This is a genomic window from Micromonospora desertarenae (assembly GCF_056150265.1).
The window spans coordinates 116602-138454 of the sequence record NZ_JAXCFQ010000016.1 but is presented as its reverse complement, the minus strand read 5'-3'; the positions used below and the strand labels follow the sequence as shown (position 1 = coordinate 138454).

Here is a 21853-nt window from a genome sequence, read left to right as displayed (position 1 = left end):
GCGGCACCGGCACGCGGATCGCGGGCCGGGGCCGCGAGGGGCGCCGGCGCTCAGTCGGTGTGGCGGGCGAGGAAGTCGGCCAGCACCCGGGTATGCGTGGAGAACGCCAGCTCGGTCGGCTCGGTGAGCACCAGCCACTCGGTGGCCTCCTCGGTCGGCGCCGAGGGCGGCAGCTCCGCGGCCGGCCGCTCGGGCAGCTCGCCGAAGAGCATCATGGTGCCGCCGGCCGGGGCGCTGTGCACCGCGAGGAGCCGGGCGTCCGCGGCGTCGGCGAGCAGGCCGGTCTCCTCGCGCAGTTCCCGGACCAGCGCGTCGTTCCACTCCTCGCCGTACTCGACGAAGCCGCCCGGCAGCGCGAGCAGACCGCGCGCCGGCTCGATGTCCCGGCGGACGACGACCACGCCGAGGCCCGCGGCCGTCCGGACCGGCAGCACCGCCACCGCGACGGGCAGCGGGTTGCGCCAGACCGTCTGCCCGCAGACCGCGCAGACCCGCGGCCAGCCGGCCTCCGCCGGGTAGGCGGCCCCGCAGTAGGAGCAGTGGGAGTACGGCACGCCACTCATGCCGCAGCACGTTACCGGCCACGGCGCGGGCCCTCACGACGGGCGGCGCCGGTCCCTGAGGCGGCACGGCGAAGGCCAGCCAGCACGACCACAGCGCTCTCACCGCCCGCGCTTTCGTTGTTGCATCAGCGGGACGTGCCTGGCGCGCGCGGTGCGCCCAACCGCCCCCTTCCCGGCGGAGTCGTGCGGCGTCCCGACCGGCAGGGGACCATGCTCGTGCGAGTCCGATACCTCAGAGTCATCAAGATGACTCTGAGGTATCACGCCCGCGGGGAGTCACCGCCGCCGGCGGGGACACACCGACCCGGCGCGTGCTGCCGTGGTGGGCGGGGCGAATCGTCGCGGCCTGACCGGTCCAGCGGCATGCGGGCCGCGTGGCCCGTGCACGGGGCGCGAAGCATGGCGACACCCGCCACGCGCACGGCAGGGGTGGGGTGCGAGACGAGCCGCCGCAACCCGCCCTGCCGGCGCCCCCGGCTCGGCACCCCCGCACGGCGCTGCCGCCCAGCGCCGGGCGGGCGGCCGGCTCAGCTCTCCGGGGTGCCGGTGTAGAAGGCGGTGGTGCGGCCGGCGGCGGCCCGGGCCGCCTCGGGGTCGGTGCCGGCGGCGATGCTCGCCTCGCCCCACAGGTCGCTGGCCGTCGACATGAAGGCCCGGCCCTCCGGGGAGGCGCTCCAGGCCTCGCTCTGCTCCGGGCTGACCCCGCTGCCGTCGTTGGCCAGGTGCGTGGCCAGGCCGAGCAGGGCCAGGTCCCAGCCCACCCCGACCGCGCCCGGGCCGAACTGGTCCCAGCGCTCCTGGTCGACGTGCGCGATGTGGTCCAGCTCGAACCGCGTGCGGCCGTCGCCGGTCGGGGTCAGCCGGACCTCGATCCAGCTCACCTCGCCCATCATTTCCCAGGTGGCGGCGAAGCTCTTCGGCGGGTCGCAGCGCTCCACCACGCCGGACGCGTTGCCCTCCAACTGGTAGCGGCCGTGCAGCCGCAGGTCGCCGCTGACCGGCAGGAACCAGCGGGGGATGCGCTCGGGGTTGGTGCAGGCGTCCCAGACGTCCTCCAGCGGCGCGTCGTACGTCTGGCTGATGGTCGTCACCCGGGCCTCGCCGGCCTCCAGCGTCCGCTGGCCGACCTGGCGGCGGACCGCGTTGAGCTGGCTGGTCGCCTCGATCATGATTCTCTCCTGTCCTCGGGAGCGTCGGCGCGCTGCTCGCGCAGCCGCCGTTCGCGCTTGCCTCGGGCGAGCTCGGTGGCGAGGGCCTGCAGGGGTGGGGTCCAGAACCGGCGGAAGTGGCCGAGCCAGTCGTCGACCTCGCGCAGCGGCGCCGGGTCGACGGCGTAGAGCCGGCGGGTCCCCTCCGGCCGCACGGTGGTGAAGCCGTTGTCCCGCAGCACCTTGAGGTGCTGCGAGACGGCCGGCTGGGAGATGCCGAACTCCGCCCGGATCACGTCGCAGAGCCCGCCGGCGGTCATCTCGCCGCCGGCGAGCAGTTCGAGGATCCGGCGCCGCACCGGGTCGCCGAGCACATCGAAGGCGTGCACCGGCCAGTTATATCAGCGCCGACTTATTTAAGTAAAGGCGTATAGGAGGTTCGGCGTGTCGAGGGGGATCGGCTCAGCTCGGCCCGCGCGCCGGCGGCCGGCGCCGGCGGCGGATCCCCTCGCTGGTGACCGCGTGGTACGCGATCATGACCATGATGGCGATCAGCCCGACCACCGGGTCCACCAACCAGCCGAGCAGCCCGGCCAGACCGTAGAGGATCAACCCGGTGACCGGCCGCCGCGTCTGCGCCCGCACGTAGGCGTGGTCGATGCCCACCGCGCGCACCTCCGGCCGGCGGCGCAGGTAGCCGAAGACCACCAGCCACGGCAGCGACATCAGCGCCGCGGAGAGCGCGTAGAGGCCGACCGCCACCTGCCGGTCGTACCGGTCGCCGTGCTCGGTGAACGCCGCGGCGAGCACCGCGGTCGGGAACGGGATGATCACCACGCCGAACAGGATGGCGAGGTTGATCCAGTTCAGCGCCGGGGTGGTGCCGCGCAGCAGCCGCAACAGCGCGTGGTGGTTGAGCCAGAGGACGCCGACGTAGACGAAGGAGACCACGAAGGCGAGGTAGGCGGAGCCCTCGTGGAGCAGCGCCGGGAGCAGCCCGCCCGGCTCGTACGAGGGGACGCGCAGTTCCAGCACCAGCAGGGTGATGACGATCGCGAAGACGCCGTCGCTGAACGCCTTCATCCGGTCGAGTTCGGCCAGGCCGGGGCCGCCCGTCGGGTCCTGCTCCGTCGCGGCCACGAGGGGAGGCTACCGCCGTGCGGGCCGGCGCGGTGCCCCGCGCCGGCCGACCACCCGGACGGGGTCCTGGGTGCCGCCCGGTGCGGCACCCAGGGTTCCCGGGCCCCGTCGGCCCGCTATCCGGCCACCGGGGCGACGGCCTCCGCCCCGGCGCGCCGCTGGTGGGCGCGGATCAGTTCGGCGTAGCGGTGACCGCTCGCCTTGACCGTCCGCCGCTGGGTCGGGTAGTCCACGTGCACCAGGCCGAACCGCTTGTCGTAGCCGTACGCCCACTCGAAGTTGTCCAGCAGCGACCAGACGAAGTACCCGGCGAGCGGTACGCCCCGGCCGACCGCCCCGGCGCAGGCGGCCAGGTGCTGCTCCAGGTGGTCGGTGCGCTCCTTGTCCTCGACGGTGCCGTCCGGGGTGACCTCGTCGTCCGGCCAGGCCGAACCGCTCTCGGTGACGATGATCTTCGCTGGCCGGTACTCCTCGTGCACCGCGACCAGCAACTGCTCCAGCCCGGCCGGGTACAGCTCCCAACCCATCGCGGTCTCCACCGAGCCGGGCACCGGCACCTGCCGGGCGTACGGCGGCGGCCCGGCCGGGTCGTCGACCACCACCTGCCGGAAGTAGTAGTTCACGCCGAGGAAGTCGGTCGGGGTGGCGATCACCGCCAGGTCGTCGCCGCGTACCGGTGGCTCCAGACCGTAGGTGGCGAGCATGTCGGCGGGGTAGCCGCGGCCGTACACCGGGTCCAGCCACCAGCGGTTGACGTGGCCGTCCATCCGCCGGGCCGCCGCGACGTCGGCCGGCCGGTCGGTGGCCGGCTCGATCGGGCTGAGGTTGAGCACCAGCCCGATCGACGCCGGGCGGGCGGCGTTCGCCCGGATCGCCCGGGTGGCCAGGCCGTGCCCGAGCAGCACGTGGTGCGCGGCGCGGACGGCCCGGGTCAGGTCCCGCTCGCCCGGGGCCATCCGCCCCTCCAGGTGCCCGATCCAGCACACGCAGAGCGGCTCGTTGACGGTGGTCCAGTCGGCCACCCGGTCGCCGAGCCGGGCGGCCACCACGGCCGCGTAGTCGGCGAACGCCTCGGCGGTGGAGCGCTCCGGCCAACCGCCGCGGTCCTGGAGCGCCTGCGGCAGGTCCCAGTGGTAGAGGGTGACGAACGGCCGGATCCCGGCGGTCAGCAGCGCGTCGACCAGCCGGTCGTAGAAGTCCAGCCCCTTCGGGTTCACCGCCCCGACGCCGTCCGGGCGCACCCGCGGCCAGGCCACCGAGAACCGGTACGCGTCGACGCCGAGCCGCCGCATCAGCCCCACGTCCTCCGGCCAGCGGTGGTAGTGGTCGCAGGCGACGGCCCCGGTGTCGCCGTTGTCGACGGCCCCGGGCACCCGGCAGAAGGTGTCCCAGATGGACGGTGCCCGACCGTCGGTGTCGACGGCGCCCTCGATCTGGTACGCCGAGGTGGCGACGCCCCAGAGGAAGTCGGGCGGCAGGTTGGACAGGTCCGGCACGTCTCGGTTCTCCTTCGGACAGCGGTGGACGTGGTCCTACTTGACCGCGCCGGCGGTCAGGCCGGCGACGAAGTAGCGCTGCAACGCCAGGAAGCCGGCCACGACCGGGACGCTGACCACCAGCGACGCCGCCATGATCTGGTTCCAGTAGACGTTGAACTGGGTGGAGTAGCCCTGCAGGCCGACCGCCAGGGTGCGGCTGTCCTCGTTGGTCATCACCGAGGCGAAGAGCACCTCGCCCCAGGCGGTCATGAACGCGTAAACGGTCACCGCGACCACGCCGGGCACCGCCGCCGGCAGCACCACCTGGAACAGGGTGCGCATTGGCCCGGCCCCGTCGACCTGCGCGGCCTCGTCCAGCCCGCGCGGGATGGAGTCGAAGTAGCCGACCAGCATCCAGATCGAGAAGGGCAGCGAGAAGGTGAGGTACGTGATGATCAGGCCGGTCCGGCTGGCGTAGAGCTGGATGCCGGTGGCGTTGCCGAGGTTGACGTAGATGAGGAAGAGCGGCAGCAGGAACAGGATGCCGGGGAACATCTGGGTCGACAGCACGGTCACCGAGAACAGGCCCCGGCCGCGGAACCGGTAGCGGCTCACCGCGAACGCCGCGAAGATCGCCACGGTGACCGAGAAGACCGCCGCCACGCTGGAGACGACCAGGCTGTTCACCAAATAGCGGCCGAGCGGGACGGTCGACCACATGTCCACGAACGCCTGCAACGTGGGGCGCCGCGGCCACCAGGTGAACGCGTTCTGCACGTCCTGCAGCGGCTTGACCGCCGAGCTGACCATCACGTACAGCGGCACCAGGACGAAGATCGCGAGCAGGGTCAGCACGATCCGGCGGGCCCAGCGCTCGGTGGCCGTCTCACGCATCGTTCCTCCGGCGGTTGGTGATCAGCAGGTAGGCGGCGGTGACCACGAGCAGGAACAGCAGCAGCGCCACCGACATCGCCGAGCCGGAGCCGAAGTCCCAGGTCTTGAAGGAGCTGCGGTAGATGTGGATCGAGATCAGGTCCGCCTGCTCCGGGGCGGAGCCGCCGAAGAGCACGTACGGGGTGTTGAAGTCGTTGAAGGTCCACAGGAACAGCACCAGCAGCAGGACCAGGTTCACCGGCCGCAGCATGGGCAGGGTCACCGAGCGCAGCCGCCGCCAGAAGCCGGCCCCGTCCATGGCGGCGGCCTCGTAGAGGTCGCCGGGGATGTTCTGCAGGCCGGCCATGATGCAGAGGAAGGCGAACGGCCAGGAGCGCCAGACCGACACGATCAGCAGCGCGACGAAGCTGTTCCCGCCGATCAGCCAGAACGGCTTGTCGTCGGCCAGGTGCAGCTGGTCGACCAGAACGTGGTTGACCAGGCCGGTGTCCCGCTGGAACAGGAAGCTCCAGGTGATCACGGCGGTGTAGACCGGCAGCGCGTACGGGGTGAGGAAGAGCGCGCGCAGCACGCCCCGGCCGCGGAACGGCCGTTGCAGCAGCACCGCCGCGGTGGTGCCGAGCACCCAGGAGAGCCCGACCGAGGCGACCGTGTAGGCGACGGTCACCCAGAACGAGTGCAGCAGTTCGGCCCCGGCGGCGGAGTCGAAGTCGAGCACCACCCGGTAGTTCTCCAGGCCGACGAAGGGCGCGGTCGACCAGTCCCGGATGTGGAACTGGGTCAGCTCCAGCAGGCTCATCCACGCGCCGACGAGCATCGGCACCACGTGGATCGCCAGCTCCAGCACGATGGCCGGGGCGAGCAGCAGGTACGGCAGGAGCGACCGGCGGGGCCGGCGGAGGCGGCTCCGGCCCGGCCGGCCGCCCCGGGCCGGCCGGCCGGGCACGGCGACGTCCCGGGGGGTGGTGCTGGTTGCCATCGGGGTCCTCTCGCTGGGTGGCCGTGGGAGGGTCGGCGTCCCTCCCACGGCCACCGGTCCGGCGGGTCGGCGCGTCGTCAGCGCATCTGCTGCTGGGCCTGGCTCAGCTTCTGCCGGACGCTGTCCTCGGTGACCGGCTTGCCGCTGGCCGCGTCGGCGAACAGCTCCTTGATGGCGGTGCCGACCAGCGTCTCGAAGGTGCTCTCCTCGGGCACCTGCGGCAGCGGCGCGGCCGTGCTGGCCAGGGTCTCCTGAAGCACCTTCTGCTCCGGCGCGGCGAACGCCGGGTCACCGGCCACGGTCTTCACCGGGGGCAGCGAGCCGTACGTCTTGTTGAGCGTCACCTGCTCGGCGTCGCTGGTCATGAACTTGACGAACTCCAGCGCGGCGTCCCGGTTCTTGGTGTGCTTGAACACCGCCATGTTGATCCCGGCGACCATGCTGTTGACCTTCTTGCCGCCGGCCGGCGGGGCGGCCAGGAACGGCACCGGGGCGATCCCGTACGCGTCGGGGGCCATGTTCTGCGACTTCAGGTTCGATCCCGCGGCCTGCCAGAGCAGCATCGCGGCCTTGCCGTTGGCGAAGTCGGAGACCGACTGGTTCTGCGCGTACTCGGCGTTGCTCGGGTTGACGATCTTGTCGACGGCCATCAGGTCGACGTACCGCTTCACCGCGGCGACGTTCTGCGGGGTGTCGAACGTCGGCTTGCCGGCCGGGTCGAACCACTCGCCGCCGTACTGCTGGCTGAAGGTGAAGGCGTGGTGGGCGTTCTCCGACGGGTTCGCGCCCTCGACCGCGAGACCCCACTTCCCGCCCCCGGTGAGCTTCCGGCCGGCCTCGGCCACCTGCTCCCAGGTGGTCGGCGGGTTGGTGATGCCGGCGTCGGCGAACGCCTTCTTGTTGTAGTAGAGGGCGTAGGCGAGGCTGTAGAGCGGCACCGCCGCGGGCGGCTTGCCGGGGGCGCCGGCGGCGGCCAGCGCGGCCGGGACGAACCGGTCCTTGCCGCCGACCTTCGCCAGCGTGGCGTCGTCGAACTCCACCAGCGCGCCGGTGGCCTGCAACGAGGCCGACCAGGTGTTGCCGATGTTGACCACGTCCGGGCCCTGGCCGGAGGTGGCGGCGGCGAGCAGCCGGTTGAGCAGGTCCGACCAGGGCACCACCTCGACGTTGACCTTGATGCCGGTCTGCTGCTCGAACTTCGCCAGCTCCGGCTGGAGGATCTGCTTGTCGGCCTCCAGGCTGGCGCCCTGGTTGCTGGCCCAGTAGGTGAGCGTCTTCGCGCCGCCCGAGGAGGAGTCGTCGCCGGAGCCGCCGCAGGCGGTCAGCGAGGCGGCGGCCAGCACGGCCGCGGTGAGTATCGCCAGGTGTCGTCTCGACACGGGTCTGCCCTTCCGGTGCGAGTGATGGGGGTCGCCGGCGCCGGGTGGAGCGGGGGTCGCGGAGGGGCCGGCGGGACGGGTGGGGCCGGTTCCGGCGGCGGGCCGCCGGACGGTGTCACGAGAGTTACATCACGCCTTAATGAATGTCGTCATTAAAGTGGTTGTCTTCAGGGGTCGTCAAGCACGGGGTCGTACAGTCGCCTCGGACGGCCCGGGGGATCGAGGTGGCGTGTGGAGTTGGCGCGAGCGACGAATCGCGGCGTCCGGCTGCGGAACCGGTCGGCGCTGCTGTCGAAGCTCTTCCTCGACGGCCCGCTGACCCGCCAGGACCTGGTGCGCAGCACCGGGCTGAGCCAGCCGGCGGTGAGCAACGTGGTGGGCGACCTGATCGACGAGGGTCTCGTCGTCGAGGCGGGCGCGGCCGAGTCCGACGGCGGCCGGCCCAGCATGATCCTCCGGGTCGCGCCGCGGTTCGCCTTCGTGGTCGGGGTGGACGTCGGTGAGACCCGGGTGCGGGTCGAGCTGTTCGACTTCGCGATGGCGCTGCTGGCCAGCGTCGAGTACCCGCTGGACCCGGCGCGCACCGAGCCGGCGCTGGTCGCCGGGCACGTGCTGGCCGGCATCGACGCGGTCACCACCCGCGCCGGCGTGGACACCGACGCCGTGCTCGGCGTCGGCATCGGGGTCTCCGGCGTGGTCGAGCAGGGGGAGCGGGCGGTGGTGCACGCCCAGGCGCTCGGCTGGGACCGGGTGCCGCTGGAGGGGCTCATCTCCGCCGGCACCGACCTGCCCCTGCACATCGACAACGGCGCCAAGACCCTCGGCCAGGCGGAGATGTGGTTCGGCGCCGGCCGGGGCGCCCGGCACGCGGTGTTCGCGCTGGTCGGCTCCGGCGTCGGGGCGGCGGTGGTGACCAACGGGGTCACCTACCGGGGGGCGTCCAGCAGCGCCGGGGAGTGGGGGCACACCACCCTGGTGTACGGGGGCCGGCCCTGCCGCTGCGGCGCGCGGGGCTGCCTGGAGGCGTACGTCGGGGCCGAGGCGATCATCGACCGGTACCGGGAGGCGCGGCGCGGCCGGCCGGTGCCCGGCGACGACGAGGAGTCGCAGCTCGGCGCCCTGGTCGACGCGGCCGCCACGTCGGCCACCGCCCGCCGGGTGCTCGACGAGACCGCCGGCTACCTGGGCGCCGGGGTGGCCAACCTGATCAACCTGTTCAACCCGGAGCGGGTGGTGCTGGGCGGCTGGGCCGCGATGGCGCTGGGCGACCTGCTGCCGGCCGTGCGGGAGGCCGCCGGCCGGCAGGCGCTGCGCCAGCCGTACGAGCAGGCGTCGATCGAGCTGTGCCGGCTCGGCGTCGACGCGGTGGCACTGGGGGCGGCCACCCTGCCGATCGCCCGGCTGCTCGCGGCCGGCGGCGTGCGGCCCTAACCGGCATATCGAACCTTCGGGATATATAACAGCGTTATAGATCGATGTCTTGACGGTGTCGCAACCGCGCCGTAACACTTCCCCGAGAGCGCTCTCCAGTCGCGGTGCCCGTCCCGGTGGCACCACCTCCCGCACTGCGGCCGGCCTCCCGTCACCCCGTCATGCCCGGCGTCCGAACCCCCCTATCGACAGGCGAAGTCATGACATCTCGCGCTACATCCGTACGCCCGGCACCGGGCCACCGGCCCCACCGGCGTACCCTCATCGGGCTGGTGGTCGCGCTGGTCGCGGCGCTGGCGCCGACCGGCCTGACGCCCCCCGCGCAGGCGGCGCCGGTGCTGCTCTCCCAGGGCCGACCGGCCACCGCCTCCTCCACCGAGAACGCCGGCACCCCCGCCGCGGCGGCCGTCGACGGCAACACCGGCACCCGCTGGTCCAGCGCCTTCAGCGACCCGCAGTGGCTCCAGGTCGACCTGGGCACCCGGGCCACCATCAGCCAGGTCACCCTGGTCTGGGAGGGCGCCTACGCCCGGGCCTTCCAGCTCCAGACCTCCGACGACGGCAGCGCCTGGACCACCGTCCACACCACCACCGCCGGCACCGGCGGCACGCAGACCCTGACCGTCAGCGGCGCCGGCCGCTACGTCCGGATGTACGGCACCGCGCGCGCCACCGGCTACGGCTACTCGCTCTGGGAGTTCCAGGTCTACGGCGAGACCGGCGGCGGCACGCCCACCTGCGGCAGCGCCAACGCGGCTCTGGGCCGCCCGGCCACCGCGTCGTCCACGGAGAGCGCCGGCCTGGCCGCCTCGGCCGCCGTGGACGGCAACACCGGGACCCGCTGGGCCAGCGCCGCCAGCGACCCGCAGTGGCTGCGGGTCGACCTGGGCAGCACCCAGACGATCTGCCGGGTGGTGCTCAACTGGGAGGCCGCGTACGGCAGGGCCTTCCAGATCCAGACGTCGGCCGACGGGTCGGCCTGGACCACCATCTACAGCACCACCACCGGCACCGGCGGTGTCCAGACCCTCACCGTCACCGGCAGCGGCCGGTACATCCGCGTCTACGGCACCGCGCGGGCGACCGGGTACGGCTACTCGCTCTGGGAGTTCCAGGTGAACACCACCGGCGGGACCACCGACCCCGGCATCCCGCCCACCGACCCGCGCAACCCGAACTTCGGGCCGAACACCTTCGTCTTCGACCCGTCCACCCCGACCGCCACCATCCAGAGCCGGCTGAACACCCTGTTCACCCAGCAGGAGACCAACCAGTTCGGCCCGCAGCGGTACGCGGTGCTGTTCAAGCCCGGCAGCTACACCGCCGACGTCAACCTCGGCTTCTTCACCCAGGTCGCCGGCCTCGGCCTGAGCCCGGACGACGTGAACCTCAACGGCCACGTACGGGTCGAGGCGTTCTGGATGGGCGGCAACGCCACGCAGAACTTCTGGCGGGCCGCGGAGAACCTGTCGGTGACCCTGCCGGCCGGGGTGACCGTGGAGCGGTGGGCGGTGTCCCAGGCCGCCCCGTACCGCCGGATGCACCTGCGCGGCGCGCAGAACCAGATCCAGCTCTGGAACGGCGGCGACGGCTGGTCCAGCGGCGGGCTGATGGCCGACACCCGCATCGACGGCCTGGTCGTCTCCGGCTCGCAGCAGCAGTGGTACTCGCGCAACAGCGAGTTCGGCAACGGCTGGACCGGCTCGGTGTGGAACATGGTCTTCCAGGGCGTCGTCGGGGCCCCCGCCCCGCACTTCCCGAACCCGTCGCACACCGTCATCCCGCAGACCCCGCAGGTGCGGGAGAAGCCGTTCCTCTACGTCGACGGCACCGGCGAGTACCGGGTCTTCGTGCCGGCGCTGCGCGCCAACTCCACCGGCACCAGCTGGTACGGCAAGACCCCGGCCGGCTCGTCCATCTCGCTGTCGCAGTTCTACCTCGTCCAGCCGGGCACCAGCGCGGCCACCATCAACGCCGCGCTCGCCCAGGGCCGCCACCTGCTGTTCACCCCGGGCGTGCACCACGTCACCGAGCCGATCCGGGTCGACCGGCCGGACACGGTGATCCTCGGCCTCGGCCTGGCCACCATCCAGGCCGACAACGGCACCGTGGCGATGCGGGTGGCCGACGTGGACGGCGTGAAGGTGGCCGGCATCATGTTCGAGGCCGGCCAGGTCACCTCGCCGGTGCTGATGGAGGTGGGCCCGCCCGGCTCGGCGGCCAGCCACGCGGCCAACCCGACCTCGCTGCACGACGTGTTCTTCCGGATCGGCGGGCCGGGCGTCGGCCGGGCCACCAACACGCTGACCGTCAACAGCGACAACGTGATCGGCGACCACATGTGGCTGTGGCGAGCCGACCACGGCGACGGTGTCGGGTGGACCGTCAACACCGCCGACACCGGCCTCACCGTCAACGGCGACAACGTCACCATGTACGGCCTCTTCGTCGAGCACTACCAGAAGTACCAGACCGTCTGGAACGGCAACGGCGGCCGGACGTACTTCTACCAGAACGAGATGCCGTACGACCCGCCGAACCAGGCCGGCTGGATGAACGGGGCCACCCGGGGCTACGCCGCGTACAAGGTGGCCGACTCGGTGACCAGCCACCAGGCGTGGGGGCTGGGCAGCTACTGCTACTTCAACGTCAACCCCGCGGTGGTCGCCGACCGGGCATTCGAGGTGCCGACCAACCCGAACGTGCGGTTCACCAACATGGTCACCGTCTCCCTCGGCGGGGTCGGCACGATCAACCGGGTGATCAACAACGTCGGCGAGACCGCGAACGCGGCCCACCAGCAGTCCTACCTGACCAACTACCCGTAGGCCGGTTGCCGTGGCGGGCCCGGCCGGGTGTCCGGTCGGGCCCGCCCGGCGTGGGCCAGCCGCCAACCCCTACCCGGTCGCCCTTGACGAACCGCCTGGCCACACCGGTGCCGACTGATCGTATTGACACTGTGTCACCAAGTCGACACTCTCGTTGCGAGCAAATTCCGTGATCGGTGTGCTGGCGCGTACGGCGCCGTCCACCGACGGCCATCGTTCGGATCGAGGTGGCCCATGGTGGCACTACGGCGTCTGCTCGCCGCGGCCGTCGCGACCCTGCTCGCGACGACGTTCGCGCTGGTCGTGACGGCACCACCCGCACAGGCGGACGAGGCGTGGGAGACCGCCCTCAAGGGACTGATGGACCGCACGGCCACCTGGACCGAGGGCGGCCTGTCCCGGATCGGCGCGCTCGCCCAGCCGCTGCCCCTGCTCGGCGTCAGCCCCGGCTCGCTGGTCCAGGCCGACACGCTGGCCCGGACCGCCGCCGACGCGCTGGCCGACGACCTGGAACGGGACGTCGACCTGGGTGGCGGCACCCGGCTGACCAGCACGGTCACCAGCAGCGGCGGGGACCACCTGCTCGACGTCCTGCTCACCACCAAGCGCGAGGTGACCGAGCAGGACCTGGCCGTCTCCGGGGTCACCGTGGCCGACGCGGTCAGCGTCACCGGCTGGGCCACCCTGCACCTGCGGGCCCGGCACACCGCGGCCGGCGAGACCTACCTGGTGCGCGACGGCGACAGCCCCCGCATCGACATCGACGCGGTGGCGCGGTTCCGGTCCGACCTGGACCAGGCCGACGCCGCCGTCGGCATCCTGGGCGTCACGCTCACCGCGGGCAGCACGCTGACCGCGAGCAGCCACCTCAAGGTGACCCTGACCGACCCGAACGGCGACGGCCGCCTCGCCTTCGACACCCCGGCCGGCGCGGGCACCGGCGAACTCGGCGCGGCCGGCTCCCTCGCCGGCCTGGCGCAGGTGGCGCTGGACGGCTCCGGCGGCGGCCGGATCTCCGACACCGAGACCGAGGCCGGGCCAGGCTCGGTGCACGGCGTGGTCAAGCTCGGCGCCGCCACCGCCGGCACGCCCTTCGACCTGCCGGCGATCGCCGCGACCGTGACCATCGACTGGGCGGACATCGCGGTCGGCAGCCCCACGGTGACCACCAGCGGGCTCGACGAGACGATCGGCCGGTTCCGCACCATGAGCCCGCTCGACCTGGCCGCCGGCATCGCCCAGCTCGCCACCCTGATCGGCGGGGTGCAGCAGAGCGGCCCGGCCGGCAACCTCGACCTGCCCTTCCTGCGCGGCACCTTCGCCGACGCGGTGAAGGTCAACGAGAAGCTCACCGACTTCCTGCGCGAGCACGTGCACCCCCGGCCCGAGGATCCACACTTCCAGCCCGGCGTCGACGACCCGGCCCGGGCCGGGCAACCCAAGTTCACCTCGATCCAGGAACTGCTCGCCCTGCTCGCGGCCGAGGGCATGCCGGTCGACGGGCTCTCCTTCGCCGACGACAAGCTGGTCTTCCGGGTCAAGCTGGAGCGCGAGTCCACCGTCGAGGTGCCGTTGGACCCGGGCGCGCCGCAGGTCTCCGGCCGGGGCGCCACCTTCGGCGCCAAGGACCTCACCGTCGACAGCGACCGGTTCGCCCCCGGAGCGCTGGTCGGCCAGCGCGTCGTGGCGGGCACCTCCGCCGGCACCGTCGCGGCCAACACCGCCAACTCGGTCACCCTGAAGGAGAACTGGATCGGCGGGCAGCCCGCCGCGGACAGCGCCTGGGTGATCAGCGGCTCCAGCCCGCACACCGGCGCGGTCGAACTCGGCGGTGCGCTCACCGGGCCGGCCGGCGATCAGAAGGTCGGCCTGCGCGCCGCCAACGCCCAGGCCAGCTACGCGATGGTCAAGCCCCGCTACACCGCCAGCATCACCCTCGTGCTCGACCTGCGCGACGACCTCGGCAGCCCGGCCGCCAACGCCGACCGGGTGCTGCTGCGCACCGACCCCGCCACCCCGCTCTTCGCCGCCGACTTCCCGATCACCACCGCGGTGGACTTCCACACCACCGCCGGGTTCCTGAAGGTGAAGCTGGGTGGCAACCTCACCGTCGGCCCGGCCGCCGAGGGCAAGCGCATGATCGAGGTGCGGTTCAAGCAGGCCCAGGACCTCAGCCTCGGCACCCTGTTCAGCCGGCTCGAACAGGACCCGGCCGGCCTGCTCGCCGCCACCTCGTCGGTGAGGACGGCCGGGCGGGTCGAGGTCAGCGTTCCCGGCGCCACCGGCGCGCTCGGCACCGGCGTCGGGGTCGACGTGAGCTGGACCGCCGGCGGCCAGCCCAGCGTCGACACCTCCGACCTGGCCGGCCTCTTCGCGCTCGACTTCGACCCGAACGACCCGAAGGCCATGTTCGCCCTCGTGGTGGAGGCGCTGCGGCTGGTCAACGTGGCGCTCAGCGCGCCGTCGACCGGCACCGGGCCGCTGGACACCGAGATCCCGGTCCTCGGCCGCACCGCCCGCGAGCTGCTCGGCAGCGACGAGAGCGGAGTCGGCGCGGACGTCAGCTACACCGCCGACGGCCCGAACTTCCTGCTCAAGGACACCAGCCGGGACGCCGACTCCGGGTTCGCCCCGAGCCTGGCGGACCGGGCGGTGGTCATCGGCAGCAAGGCCTACCGGGTGCTGGCCCGGGTCGACGCGCAGACCCTGCGGGTCGACGCGGCCGGCACGCCCACCCCGGCCGACGGCACCGCGTACGCGCTGCGGCCGGAGTTGGCCGACGCCGTGGACCGGCTGCTGGCCGCGCCGCCGGACACCCTCCAGGACGCGATCGACGTGCTCAACGGCGCGCTCGGGCAGGGCAGCGGGATCGCCTTCACCCTCGACGAGCGGGCCGGCGGGCCGTACCTGCGGCTCGGGCTGGACTGGAAGCGCGGCTTCCACACCGGCGGCCCGCTGACCTTCGGCTGGGACGGCGCCCGGGAACTGGTCAGTCTGGACAGCTCCGGCGCGTTCACCGTGGACGTCGACGCCCGGGCGCAACTGGGCCTGCTGCTGCCGCTGCGCGCGGACGGCGTACCGCTGCTGGACCGCACCTCGTCGGCGAACGTGACGGTGGCCGGCGCCGCCACCGATCTGGCGGTGGCCGCCCGGGTCGGCCCGCTGGCGCTGGACCTCGGCAAGGCCGGCGACCCCGGCACCGTCCGGGCCAACCTCAGCTTCGGCCTCGGCGGCCTGCCCGCGGACGGGCCGATCGCCGGCCTGCTCGGCGTGACGCCCAGCGTCACCACCGCCGGTACGGACTGCGGCGACGGCGTCGGCGGCCCGACCGTGCCCATCTGCGCCCGCGCCCCGCTCTTCGTCAACGACTGCGACCCGGGCGGCACCAGCAACCTGCTCTCCCTGGAACTCGGGCTGGACCTGGCCGCGAACACCGCCACCCCCGACCTGGACACCTGCTTCGCCAACCTCGCGCTGCGGCTCACCGACTTCAACGTCGGCATCGACGGCTACCTGGCCAAGGTCGAGGAGGCGTTGCGACTGGCCAGCTTCGACGGCAAGCTGCCGCTGGTCGGCGACGACCTGCAACAGGGCCAGCGGTTCATCGCCGACCTGCGTACCCGGGTCAAGGACGCGATCGGGCCGGTGCTGGCCGACGCCACGCTGGACAACGCCGGGGCGAAGGCCGCGCTGGACGCCGCGCTGGCCGAGGTCGCCCCCGGCGCGACCAGCACGGTGACCTGCCGCGCCGACGCCGCCACCTGCGGGCCGGAGGACTTCCAGTCGGTCCGGATCACCCTCACCGCCGCCCGCGGCGACCCGTCGGCGGAGCAGGGCTGCGCCGGCGACGGCTGCCTCGGCGTCGACGTGCCGCTCGACCTCGGCGTGCCCGGCCTGTCGCTGAAGGCGGAGAAGGGCGCCACCGACGGGATCAAGGCCCGACTCGGCTGGAAGCTGCGGCTGGACCTGGTGCTCGACCGGGACGAGGGCTTCTACGTGGCCACCCACTCGGGGGACGCCGCGCCGGAACTGGAGATCGGCGCGTCCTTCGACATGCCCGGCGACCTCGCCGCCCAGCTCGCGTTCATCCGGGTCAACGCGCAGAAGCAGGGCACCGACCCGCTGGTCGGCGCGTACTTCGCGATCGACCTGAAGGGCTCGGTGGGGGAGCAGAGCTGCTTCGGCGACACCCCGGCCGGGGACTGCGCGGCCGACCCGACCGCCAAGCTGACCCTGGCCGAGTTCGGCGACCTCGGTTCGCTGCTCGCCACCGACCTGACCGCCAAGGTGAAGATCGACTGGAAGCTGGCGGCCAAGGTGGATCCGGGCGGCGAGGCGGCCTCCGCGCTGCCCGGCATCAGCGCCCGGTTCGGGCTGAGCTGGCAGCTCACCCACCAGCGCGGCGCGCTGAGCGCGGCCGGGGACAGCCCGGAGCACGGCCTGCGGATCACCTTCACCGACATCGCGCTCGACGCGGGCGCCTTCTTCGACAAGATCCTCAAGCCGGTCGTCGAGCAGCTCAAGGCGGTCACCGGGCCGCTGCAGCCCGTCATCGACACGCTCTACGCCCCGATCCCGGTGCTCTCCGACCTGTCCAAGGCCACCGGCGGGCCGGACATCACGCTGGTCTGGCTGGCGAAGCAGTTCAGCACGCTCAGCGGCGGGCCGGACCTGTCCTTCGTGGACACGGTGCGCGCGGTGGTCACCTTCATCAACCGGATCCCCGACTGCGACGCCGGCTGCTCGATCCCGCTGGGCCAGTTCCTGGTCGACGGCGACCAGGCGCTGACCACCGAGGCGTCCCCGGCCTCGGCCGAGAGCCTGATCGACCGGGCGGACGCGTTCACCCGGGCGAAGTCCGCCGACGAGGTGAAGGCGGCGGTGGACACCGCGGCCGGCGACGACGGCGAGAAGATCTTCACGCCCGGTGGGGACGGCAAGTCCACCGCCGCGAAGATCGGCTTCACCTTCCCGGTCTTCGACAACCCGGGCTCGCTCTTCGGACTGCTGATGGGGCAGGACGTCGAGCTGATCGGGTTCGACTCCGGGCCGCTCACCCTCGGCTTCAGCTGGCGTCAGTCGTTCGGCCCGGTCTACGCCCCGCCGCCGGTGCTCATCACGCTGGCCGGCAGCGCGTCGGTGACGGCCCGGTTCATCGCCGGCCTGGACACCGCCGGTATCCGGCACGCGATCGAGGCGGCCGGCGACGGCACCGCTGTCAACGCGGTGAAGCTGCTCGACGGGCTCTACTTCAAGACCGCCGACAGCACCGGCACCGCCGTACCGGTGGTCACCCTGCGCGGTGAGATCGCCGCCGGCGCACAGGTCAGCGTGCTGTTCCTGAAGGCTGGCATCGAGGGTGGCATCCGGCTCACCATCGGGTTCAGCTGGAACGACCCGAACAACGACGGCAAGTTCCGGACCAGTGAGTTCCTCCAGGCGCTGCTGGTCAACCCGATCTGCCTCTTCACCACCAGCGGGCAGCTGTCGGTGTTCCTCAAGGTCTACATCACCATCGATCTCGTGCTGTTCTCCAAGACCTTCGACTTCACCCTGGTCGACGCGGTCCTGCTGGACTTCCGGGCACAACCCGACTGCACTCCGCCACCACCCGAACTCGGCGGCACTGTCGACGACACCCTGGTGGTCTTCGCCGGTCGGTTCGGCAAGCAGGCGCAGCGCGGCGACGCGGCCTGGGACAACGGGGCCGGCACCTACGCCGGCGACGTGATCAAGGTGTACGCGCTGCACTACGCGGACGCCGGCCAGGAGGGCGCCAGCGACGACTTCGACGGCTTCGCGGTCGAGGCGCTCGGCCGGCGGCAGGAGTTCCTCGACCCGGCGCTGACCAGGGTGGTCGTGGACGGACGGGGCTACCAGGTCGCCGACGCGGCCAAGACCTCCATGTCCATCCTGCTGCTCGGCGACGGCGACACCAGCGGCGACGGCACGAAGACCTCGGCGTTCGACCGGACCGCCGTGGTCATCGGCTCCGACGGCCGGGACCAGATCCGCACCGGCACCGGACCGGCGTACGTGGACGGGCGCGGCGGCGACGACGTCATCGTCACCGCCGAGGCGGCCGGCGTGGTCAGCCGGGTGGCCGGCGGCGCCGGGGCGGACACCGTCACCACCGGCGACGGCAACAGCGTGGTGGCCGGCGACAGCGGCCTGGGCGGCACCGACCGGGCGCCGACCGGCGTGCACACCTCGGTCGGCGACAAGACCCTCACCGGCCTGATCGACTGGACCACGCTGGCCGACCCGACCGCCTCCACCGGCGGCACCGTCGACCACGTCACCGTCGGGCACGGCACCAACACCGTGTACGGCAACGGCGGCGACGACGTGCTCGGCGTCGTCTCCGACGACCGGCCCAGCGGGAACAACCTGCTGGTCGGCGGCCCCGGCGGGGACACCGTCAACGGTGGGCGCGGCGACGACACCATCCACACCTTCGACACCACCGTGCCGGCCGGCGTGGACGACCCGGGCACCGGCGACGCCGGCCTGACCAACCAGGTCGACACCGGCAGCGGCCAGGACACCGTGTACGGCAGCGCCGGCACCGACCTGGTGGTGTCCCACTCGGCCAACGGCCAGACCGGCCGGCTGTACGGCTACGGCGGCGACGACGTGCTGGTCGGTGGCCACGGCACCGACGAGCTGTTCGGCGGCCCCGGCGACGACCACGTCCTCGCCGAACCGTCCCGGGTCGGGCCGGCCGGCGGCGACGACGGCTACGGCCGGTTCCGCGAGGTGGTCCACGAGCCGCTACCGGCCGGCGTGCAGTCGCAGACCAAGCTGCTGGTCGGCGGCCCGGGCCGGGACCACCTGATCGGCGGGGACGGCGGCTCGACGGTCTTCGGTGACCGGCACCTGCCCGCCGAGACCTGCGCCGACGCCACCCTGGCCGACGGCCAGCCGGCCCCGGCCGACCAGGGCGACCGCGACCTGATCCTGGGCGGCGCCGGGGTGGAACGGGTGGCGGCCGGCGGCGGCGCCGACCGGGCCGACCTCGGTGGCGGCGACGACCGTGCCTGCGGGCAGCTCGGCGACGACACCCTGCACCTGGGCGCCGGCGCCGACCGGGCCTGGGGCGCGGCCGGGGTGGACCAGCTGCACGGCGACGGCGACGACGACCTGCTCTTCGGCAACGCCGGTGACGACGGCCTGCACGGCGGCGACGGCGTGGACACCGTTGAGGGCAACGCCGGCGACGACCAGGTCTTCGGCGGCCCGGACGGGGACGTGCTCCACGGCGGTGGCCGGACCGCCGGCGCGGCCGACGGGCGGGACCACCTCTACGGCGAGGGCGGCGCCGACCGGATCGTCGGCGACAACGGCACCGTCCGCGTCGGCGACATCGGTCCGCTGCCGCTGGACCTCGCCGGGGACGTGCCCGGCGCCGGCGCCGGGGACGTGATATCCGGCGGCGCGGACGGCGACCTGGCCTACGGCGGCCTCGGCGCCGACCGGGTCGACGGCGACGCCGGGGACGACCGGTTGGAGGGCAACAACGACGCCGACGTGGTGCACGGCAACGCCGGGCAGGACGAGATCGTCGGCGGCTCCGCCCAGGAGCCGGTGCCCGGCACCGGCCGGCCGGACAGCGGTGACCAGCTCTTCGGCGACGCCGACAGCGACCTGATCGCCGGGGACAACGCCCGGTTCACCCCGGCGGGCGCCGACGCGACGCGGGTCACCCAGGGCCGGTCCGGACCGGCCCGCAAGGTCACCCTGCTCGACCTCGGGTTCACCCCGGCGGCCGGCACCAGCGGCGGGGACCTGATCTCCGGCGGCGACGCCGGCGACGTCATCTTCGGTCAGGGCGGGCCCGACCGGGTGCACGCCGACGGCGGGGCGGACTTCGCCGAGGGCGGTCCCGGCTCGGACTGGGTCGAGGGCAACCACGGCGACGACGACCTGGTGGGCGGTTCGAGTACCGCGTACGACGGGGCGGGGACGGCCACCACCGGCCAGCCGGACGCCGCCGACGCGCTGTTCGGCGGCCCGGACTCGGACGCGGTGATCGGCGACAACGGCGCCGTGCTCCGGCCACTGCCCGGCGAGACGCCGACCGCGGTGACCGTCCGCCTCGGCGGCGACGGCGCACCGTTCGGCCCACGGATCGTGGTGCTGCTCGACCGGGCGGCGGTGCAGGCCGACCGGCACGGCGGCGACCGGATCAGCGGCGGCGACGGCGTCGACACCCTCTGGGGCCAGGACGGCGACGACGCGCTCACCGGTGACGGCGGCGGCGACTACCTGGAGGGCAACGGCGGCACGGACGTGCTGCGCGGCGATTCGGCGCTCGACGCCGCCGGCCGGACCACCGTCACCCCGCTGGCCGACCCGGGCTGGCCGGGCGCCCCCGCGGCCCCGGCACAGCTGATCGGGGCGGGCCAGCCGGCCGGGCAGGACGACCTGATCGGCGGCAGCTCGGCCGCGGCCTTCCGGGACGCCGGGGACGTGCTGGAGGGCAACGGCGCGGCGGACGTGCTGCTCGGCGACAACGGGTCGCTGCTGCGCACGGTCACCACCGTCAACGGTCAGCCGGCCGAGCGGGTCTACACCGAGCGGTACCCGACCGGCGCGGTGCCGGCCGACGCCACGGTGGCCCGTACCCACGACCCGGCGCTGCCCGGCCCGTCCACCCGCTTCTGCACCACCGCCCAGGCCACCTGCGAGCCGGCCGGGGCGTACGGTGCCGACCAGCTCTTCGGCGATGCCGGTGACGACGGGGTCTGGGGGCAGGACGGCGACGACCTGGTCCGGGGCGGCGACGGCGACGACGACCTCTTCGGTGAGCTCGGCGCCGACACCCTGTACGGCGAGAGCGGCCGGGACGCGATCCTCGGCGACCGGGGTGGCGTGGTCAACCAGTACCTGAACGCCGACGACGTGGCCGCGCTCGGTTTCACCGTCACGCTGTCGTCGGTGCCGCAGGAGACGTTCACCGGGTTCCGGGCCGGCGACTACGACCGGCGGGTGGACCTGCTGCACGACACCGACGGCGACGCCTGGATCGGGAGCCCGACCTCGGCGCCGATGCCGCACTCGGGGTTGACCGCCGGCGGCGACGACCGGATCCGCGGCGGGGCCGGGGCGGACAACATCCACGCCGGCTTCGGCGACGACATCGCCAACGGTGACAGCGGCGGTGACCAGCTCTTCGGCTCCGAGGGCTCGGACGTGCTCTGGGGCGGCCGGGGCTGTGACCCGGTGCTGGACGCGGCCGAGCCGCAGTGCCTGGTGAACGGCGTGTTCAGCGCCGCCGCCCGGGGCGACCACGACCAGTACGTGGACCACCTCTTCGGCGGGGCCGGGGCGACGAGCGGACCGGCGGTGGCCGCGGTGCTCAGCTCCGACCTGCTCGACTTCCGGCCGCGCGGCTCCTACCCGGACAACTGCGCCGCGGGGGCCTGGCCGGTGGACACGGCGGACGGCACGATCGACCCCTGCCGGTGGTTCGAGCTGACCGGGCTGGAGAACGGGGAGCCGGCGGACAACCAGCACCACCACGGCACCGACTGGATCTACGGTGGCTGGGACCGGGACGTACTGCAGGGTGACGTGACGGCGAACGGGCCGAACAACGGTGACCGGTTGTTCGACTGGAACGGGGCGTACAACCTGTACACCCACTGCAACGCGGCGTACGGCGGGTTCAACGACATCCGCCAGCACAGCCCGGCCATGCAGGACTTCCTGACCCGGCTGGCCTGGGCCACCGGCGCCGGCCGCACTCCGGCCGACGTGACCACGCCGGGCACCTCCGCCTTCCTGGAGCTGTCCTACGTGTACCCCCGGGACAACAAGGAGCAGGGCGCGGGCGCGGCCTTCCCGGGCACCCCGGGACACTTCGACCAGCCGTCCTGCACCGACTGACACCGCGCGCGCCGCGGCCCGGTTCCCCGACTCGGGGAGCCGGGCCGCGACGCTTCCCGGAATCCGCGGCGTTTCCCGGGACCCGGCACGCCGGGGCGGCTCGTGTCGATTTCGGCCGCCGC

General features: G+C 73.3%; 11 protein-coding genes. 3 read left to right on the top strand and 8 right to left on the bottom strand.

Features of this window, described 5'->3' with window-relative positions; translation table 11 throughout:
• Positions 1 to 50 precede the first annotated feature (50 nt).
• The 8 genes from SM577_RS27205 to SM577_RS27170 all read right to left on the bottom strand — a co-directional run bounded on the left by SM577_RS27205 (position 51) and on the right by SM577_RS27170 (position 7581).
• A complete protein-coding gene (locus SM577_RS27205) occupies positions 51 to 563 on the bottom strand; it encodes an NUDIX domain-containing protein (RefSeq protein WP_302919820.1) in 513 nt (170 codons plus the stop codon).
• 527 nt (positions 564 to 1090) lie between these two features.
• Complete coding sequence (locus tag SM577_RS27200) at positions 1091 to 1732, bottom strand: SRPBCC family protein (protein ID WP_302919819.1); 642 nt, start codon at positions 1730 to 1732, stop codon at positions 1091 to 1093.
• On the bottom strand, positions 1729 to 2100 hold the full coding sequence (locus SM577_RS27195) for an ArsR/SmtB family transcription factor (protein ID WP_474580984.1): 372 nt from the start codon (positions 2098 to 2100) through the stop codon (positions 1729 to 1731). Before SM577_RS27195 ends, SM577_RS27200 begins: the two co-directional genes overlap by 4 nt.
• 73 nt (positions 2101 to 2173) lie before the next feature.
• Positions 2174 to 2851: a TMEM175 family protein gene (locus SM577_RS27190; protein ID WP_302919817.1), complete on the bottom strand. Its 678-nt coding sequence runs from the start codon at positions 2849 to 2851 to the stop codon at positions 2174 to 2176.
• Positions 2852 to 2967: 116 nt separating this feature from the next.
• The gene (locus tag SM577_RS27185) at positions 2968 to 4347 is read right to left on the bottom strand and encodes a GH1 family beta-glucosidase (protein WP_474588300.1); all 1380 of its coding nucleotides are present in this window, start codon (positions 4345 to 4347) and stop codon (positions 2968 to 2970) included.
• A gap of 36 nt (positions 4348 to 4383) precedes the next feature.
• Entirely contained in the window at positions 4384 to 5223 is an 840-nt protein-coding gene (locus SM577_RS27180; RefSeq protein WP_302919815.1) for a carbohydrate ABC transporter permease, read from the bottom strand.
• Complete coding sequence (locus tag SM577_RS27175) at positions 5216 to 6202, bottom strand: carbohydrate ABC transporter permease (protein ID WP_474588299.1); 987 nt, start codon at positions 6200 to 6202, stop codon at positions 5216 to 5218. Before SM577_RS27175 ends, SM577_RS27180 begins: the two co-directional genes overlap by 8 nt.
• Before the next feature lie 77 nt (positions 6203 to 6279).
• Positions 6280 to 7581 carry an ABC transporter substrate-binding protein gene (locus SM577_RS27170; RefSeq protein ID WP_302919813.1) on the bottom strand — a complete coding sequence of 434 codons (1302 nt, stop codon included), beginning with the start codon at positions 7579 to 7581 and terminating at the stop codon, positions 6280 to 6282.
• Between the two features lie 231 nt (positions 7582 to 7812).
• Between SM577_RS27170 and SM577_RS27165 the strand changes: the two genes are divergently transcribed.
• The 3 genes from SM577_RS27165 to SM577_RS27155 all read left to right on the top strand — a co-directional run bounded on the left by SM577_RS27165 (position 7813) and on the right by SM577_RS27155 (position 21731).
• The gene (locus SM577_RS27165) at positions 7813 to 9012 is read left to right on the top strand and encodes an ROK family transcriptional regulator (RefSeq protein ID WP_302919812.1); all 1200 of its coding nucleotides are present in this window, start codon (positions 7813 to 7815) and stop codon (positions 9010 to 9012) included.
• Between the two features lie 200 nt (positions 9013 to 9212).
• Entirely contained in the window at positions 9213 to 11840 is a 2628-nt protein-coding gene (locus tag SM577_RS27160; RefSeq protein WP_474588298.1) for a discoidin domain-containing protein, read from the top strand.
• A gap of 237 nt (positions 11841 to 12077) precedes the next feature.
• Complete coding sequence (locus SM577_RS27155) at positions 12078 to 21731, top strand: hypothetical protein (RefSeq protein WP_474588297.1); 9654 nt, start codon at positions 12078 to 12080, stop codon at positions 21729 to 21731.
• Positions 21732 to 21853 lie beyond the last annotated feature (122 nt).

Bases quoted from the DNA above. Each gene is read 5' to 3' on its own strand.
- SM577_RS27205 (WP_302919820.1), bottom strand. From the start codon at position 563: ATGAGTGGCGTGCCGTACTCCCACTGCTCCTACTGCGGGGCCGCCTAC.
- SM577_RS27200 (WP_302919819.1), bottom strand. From the start codon at position 1,732: ATGATCGAGGCGACCAGCCAGCTCAACGCGGTCCGCCGCCAGGTCGGC.
- SM577_RS27180 (WP_302919815.1), bottom strand. From the start codon at position 5,223: ATGCGTGAGACGGCCACCGAGCGCTGGGCCCGCCGGATCGTGCTGACC.
- SM577_RS27175 (WP_474588299.1), bottom strand. From the start codon at position 6,202: ATGGCAACCAGCACCACCCCCCGGGACGTCGCCGTGCCCGGCCGGCCG.
- SM577_RS27160 (WP_474588298.1), top strand. From the start codon at position 9,213: ATGACATCTCGCGCTACATCCGTACGCCCGGCACCGGGCCACCGGCCC.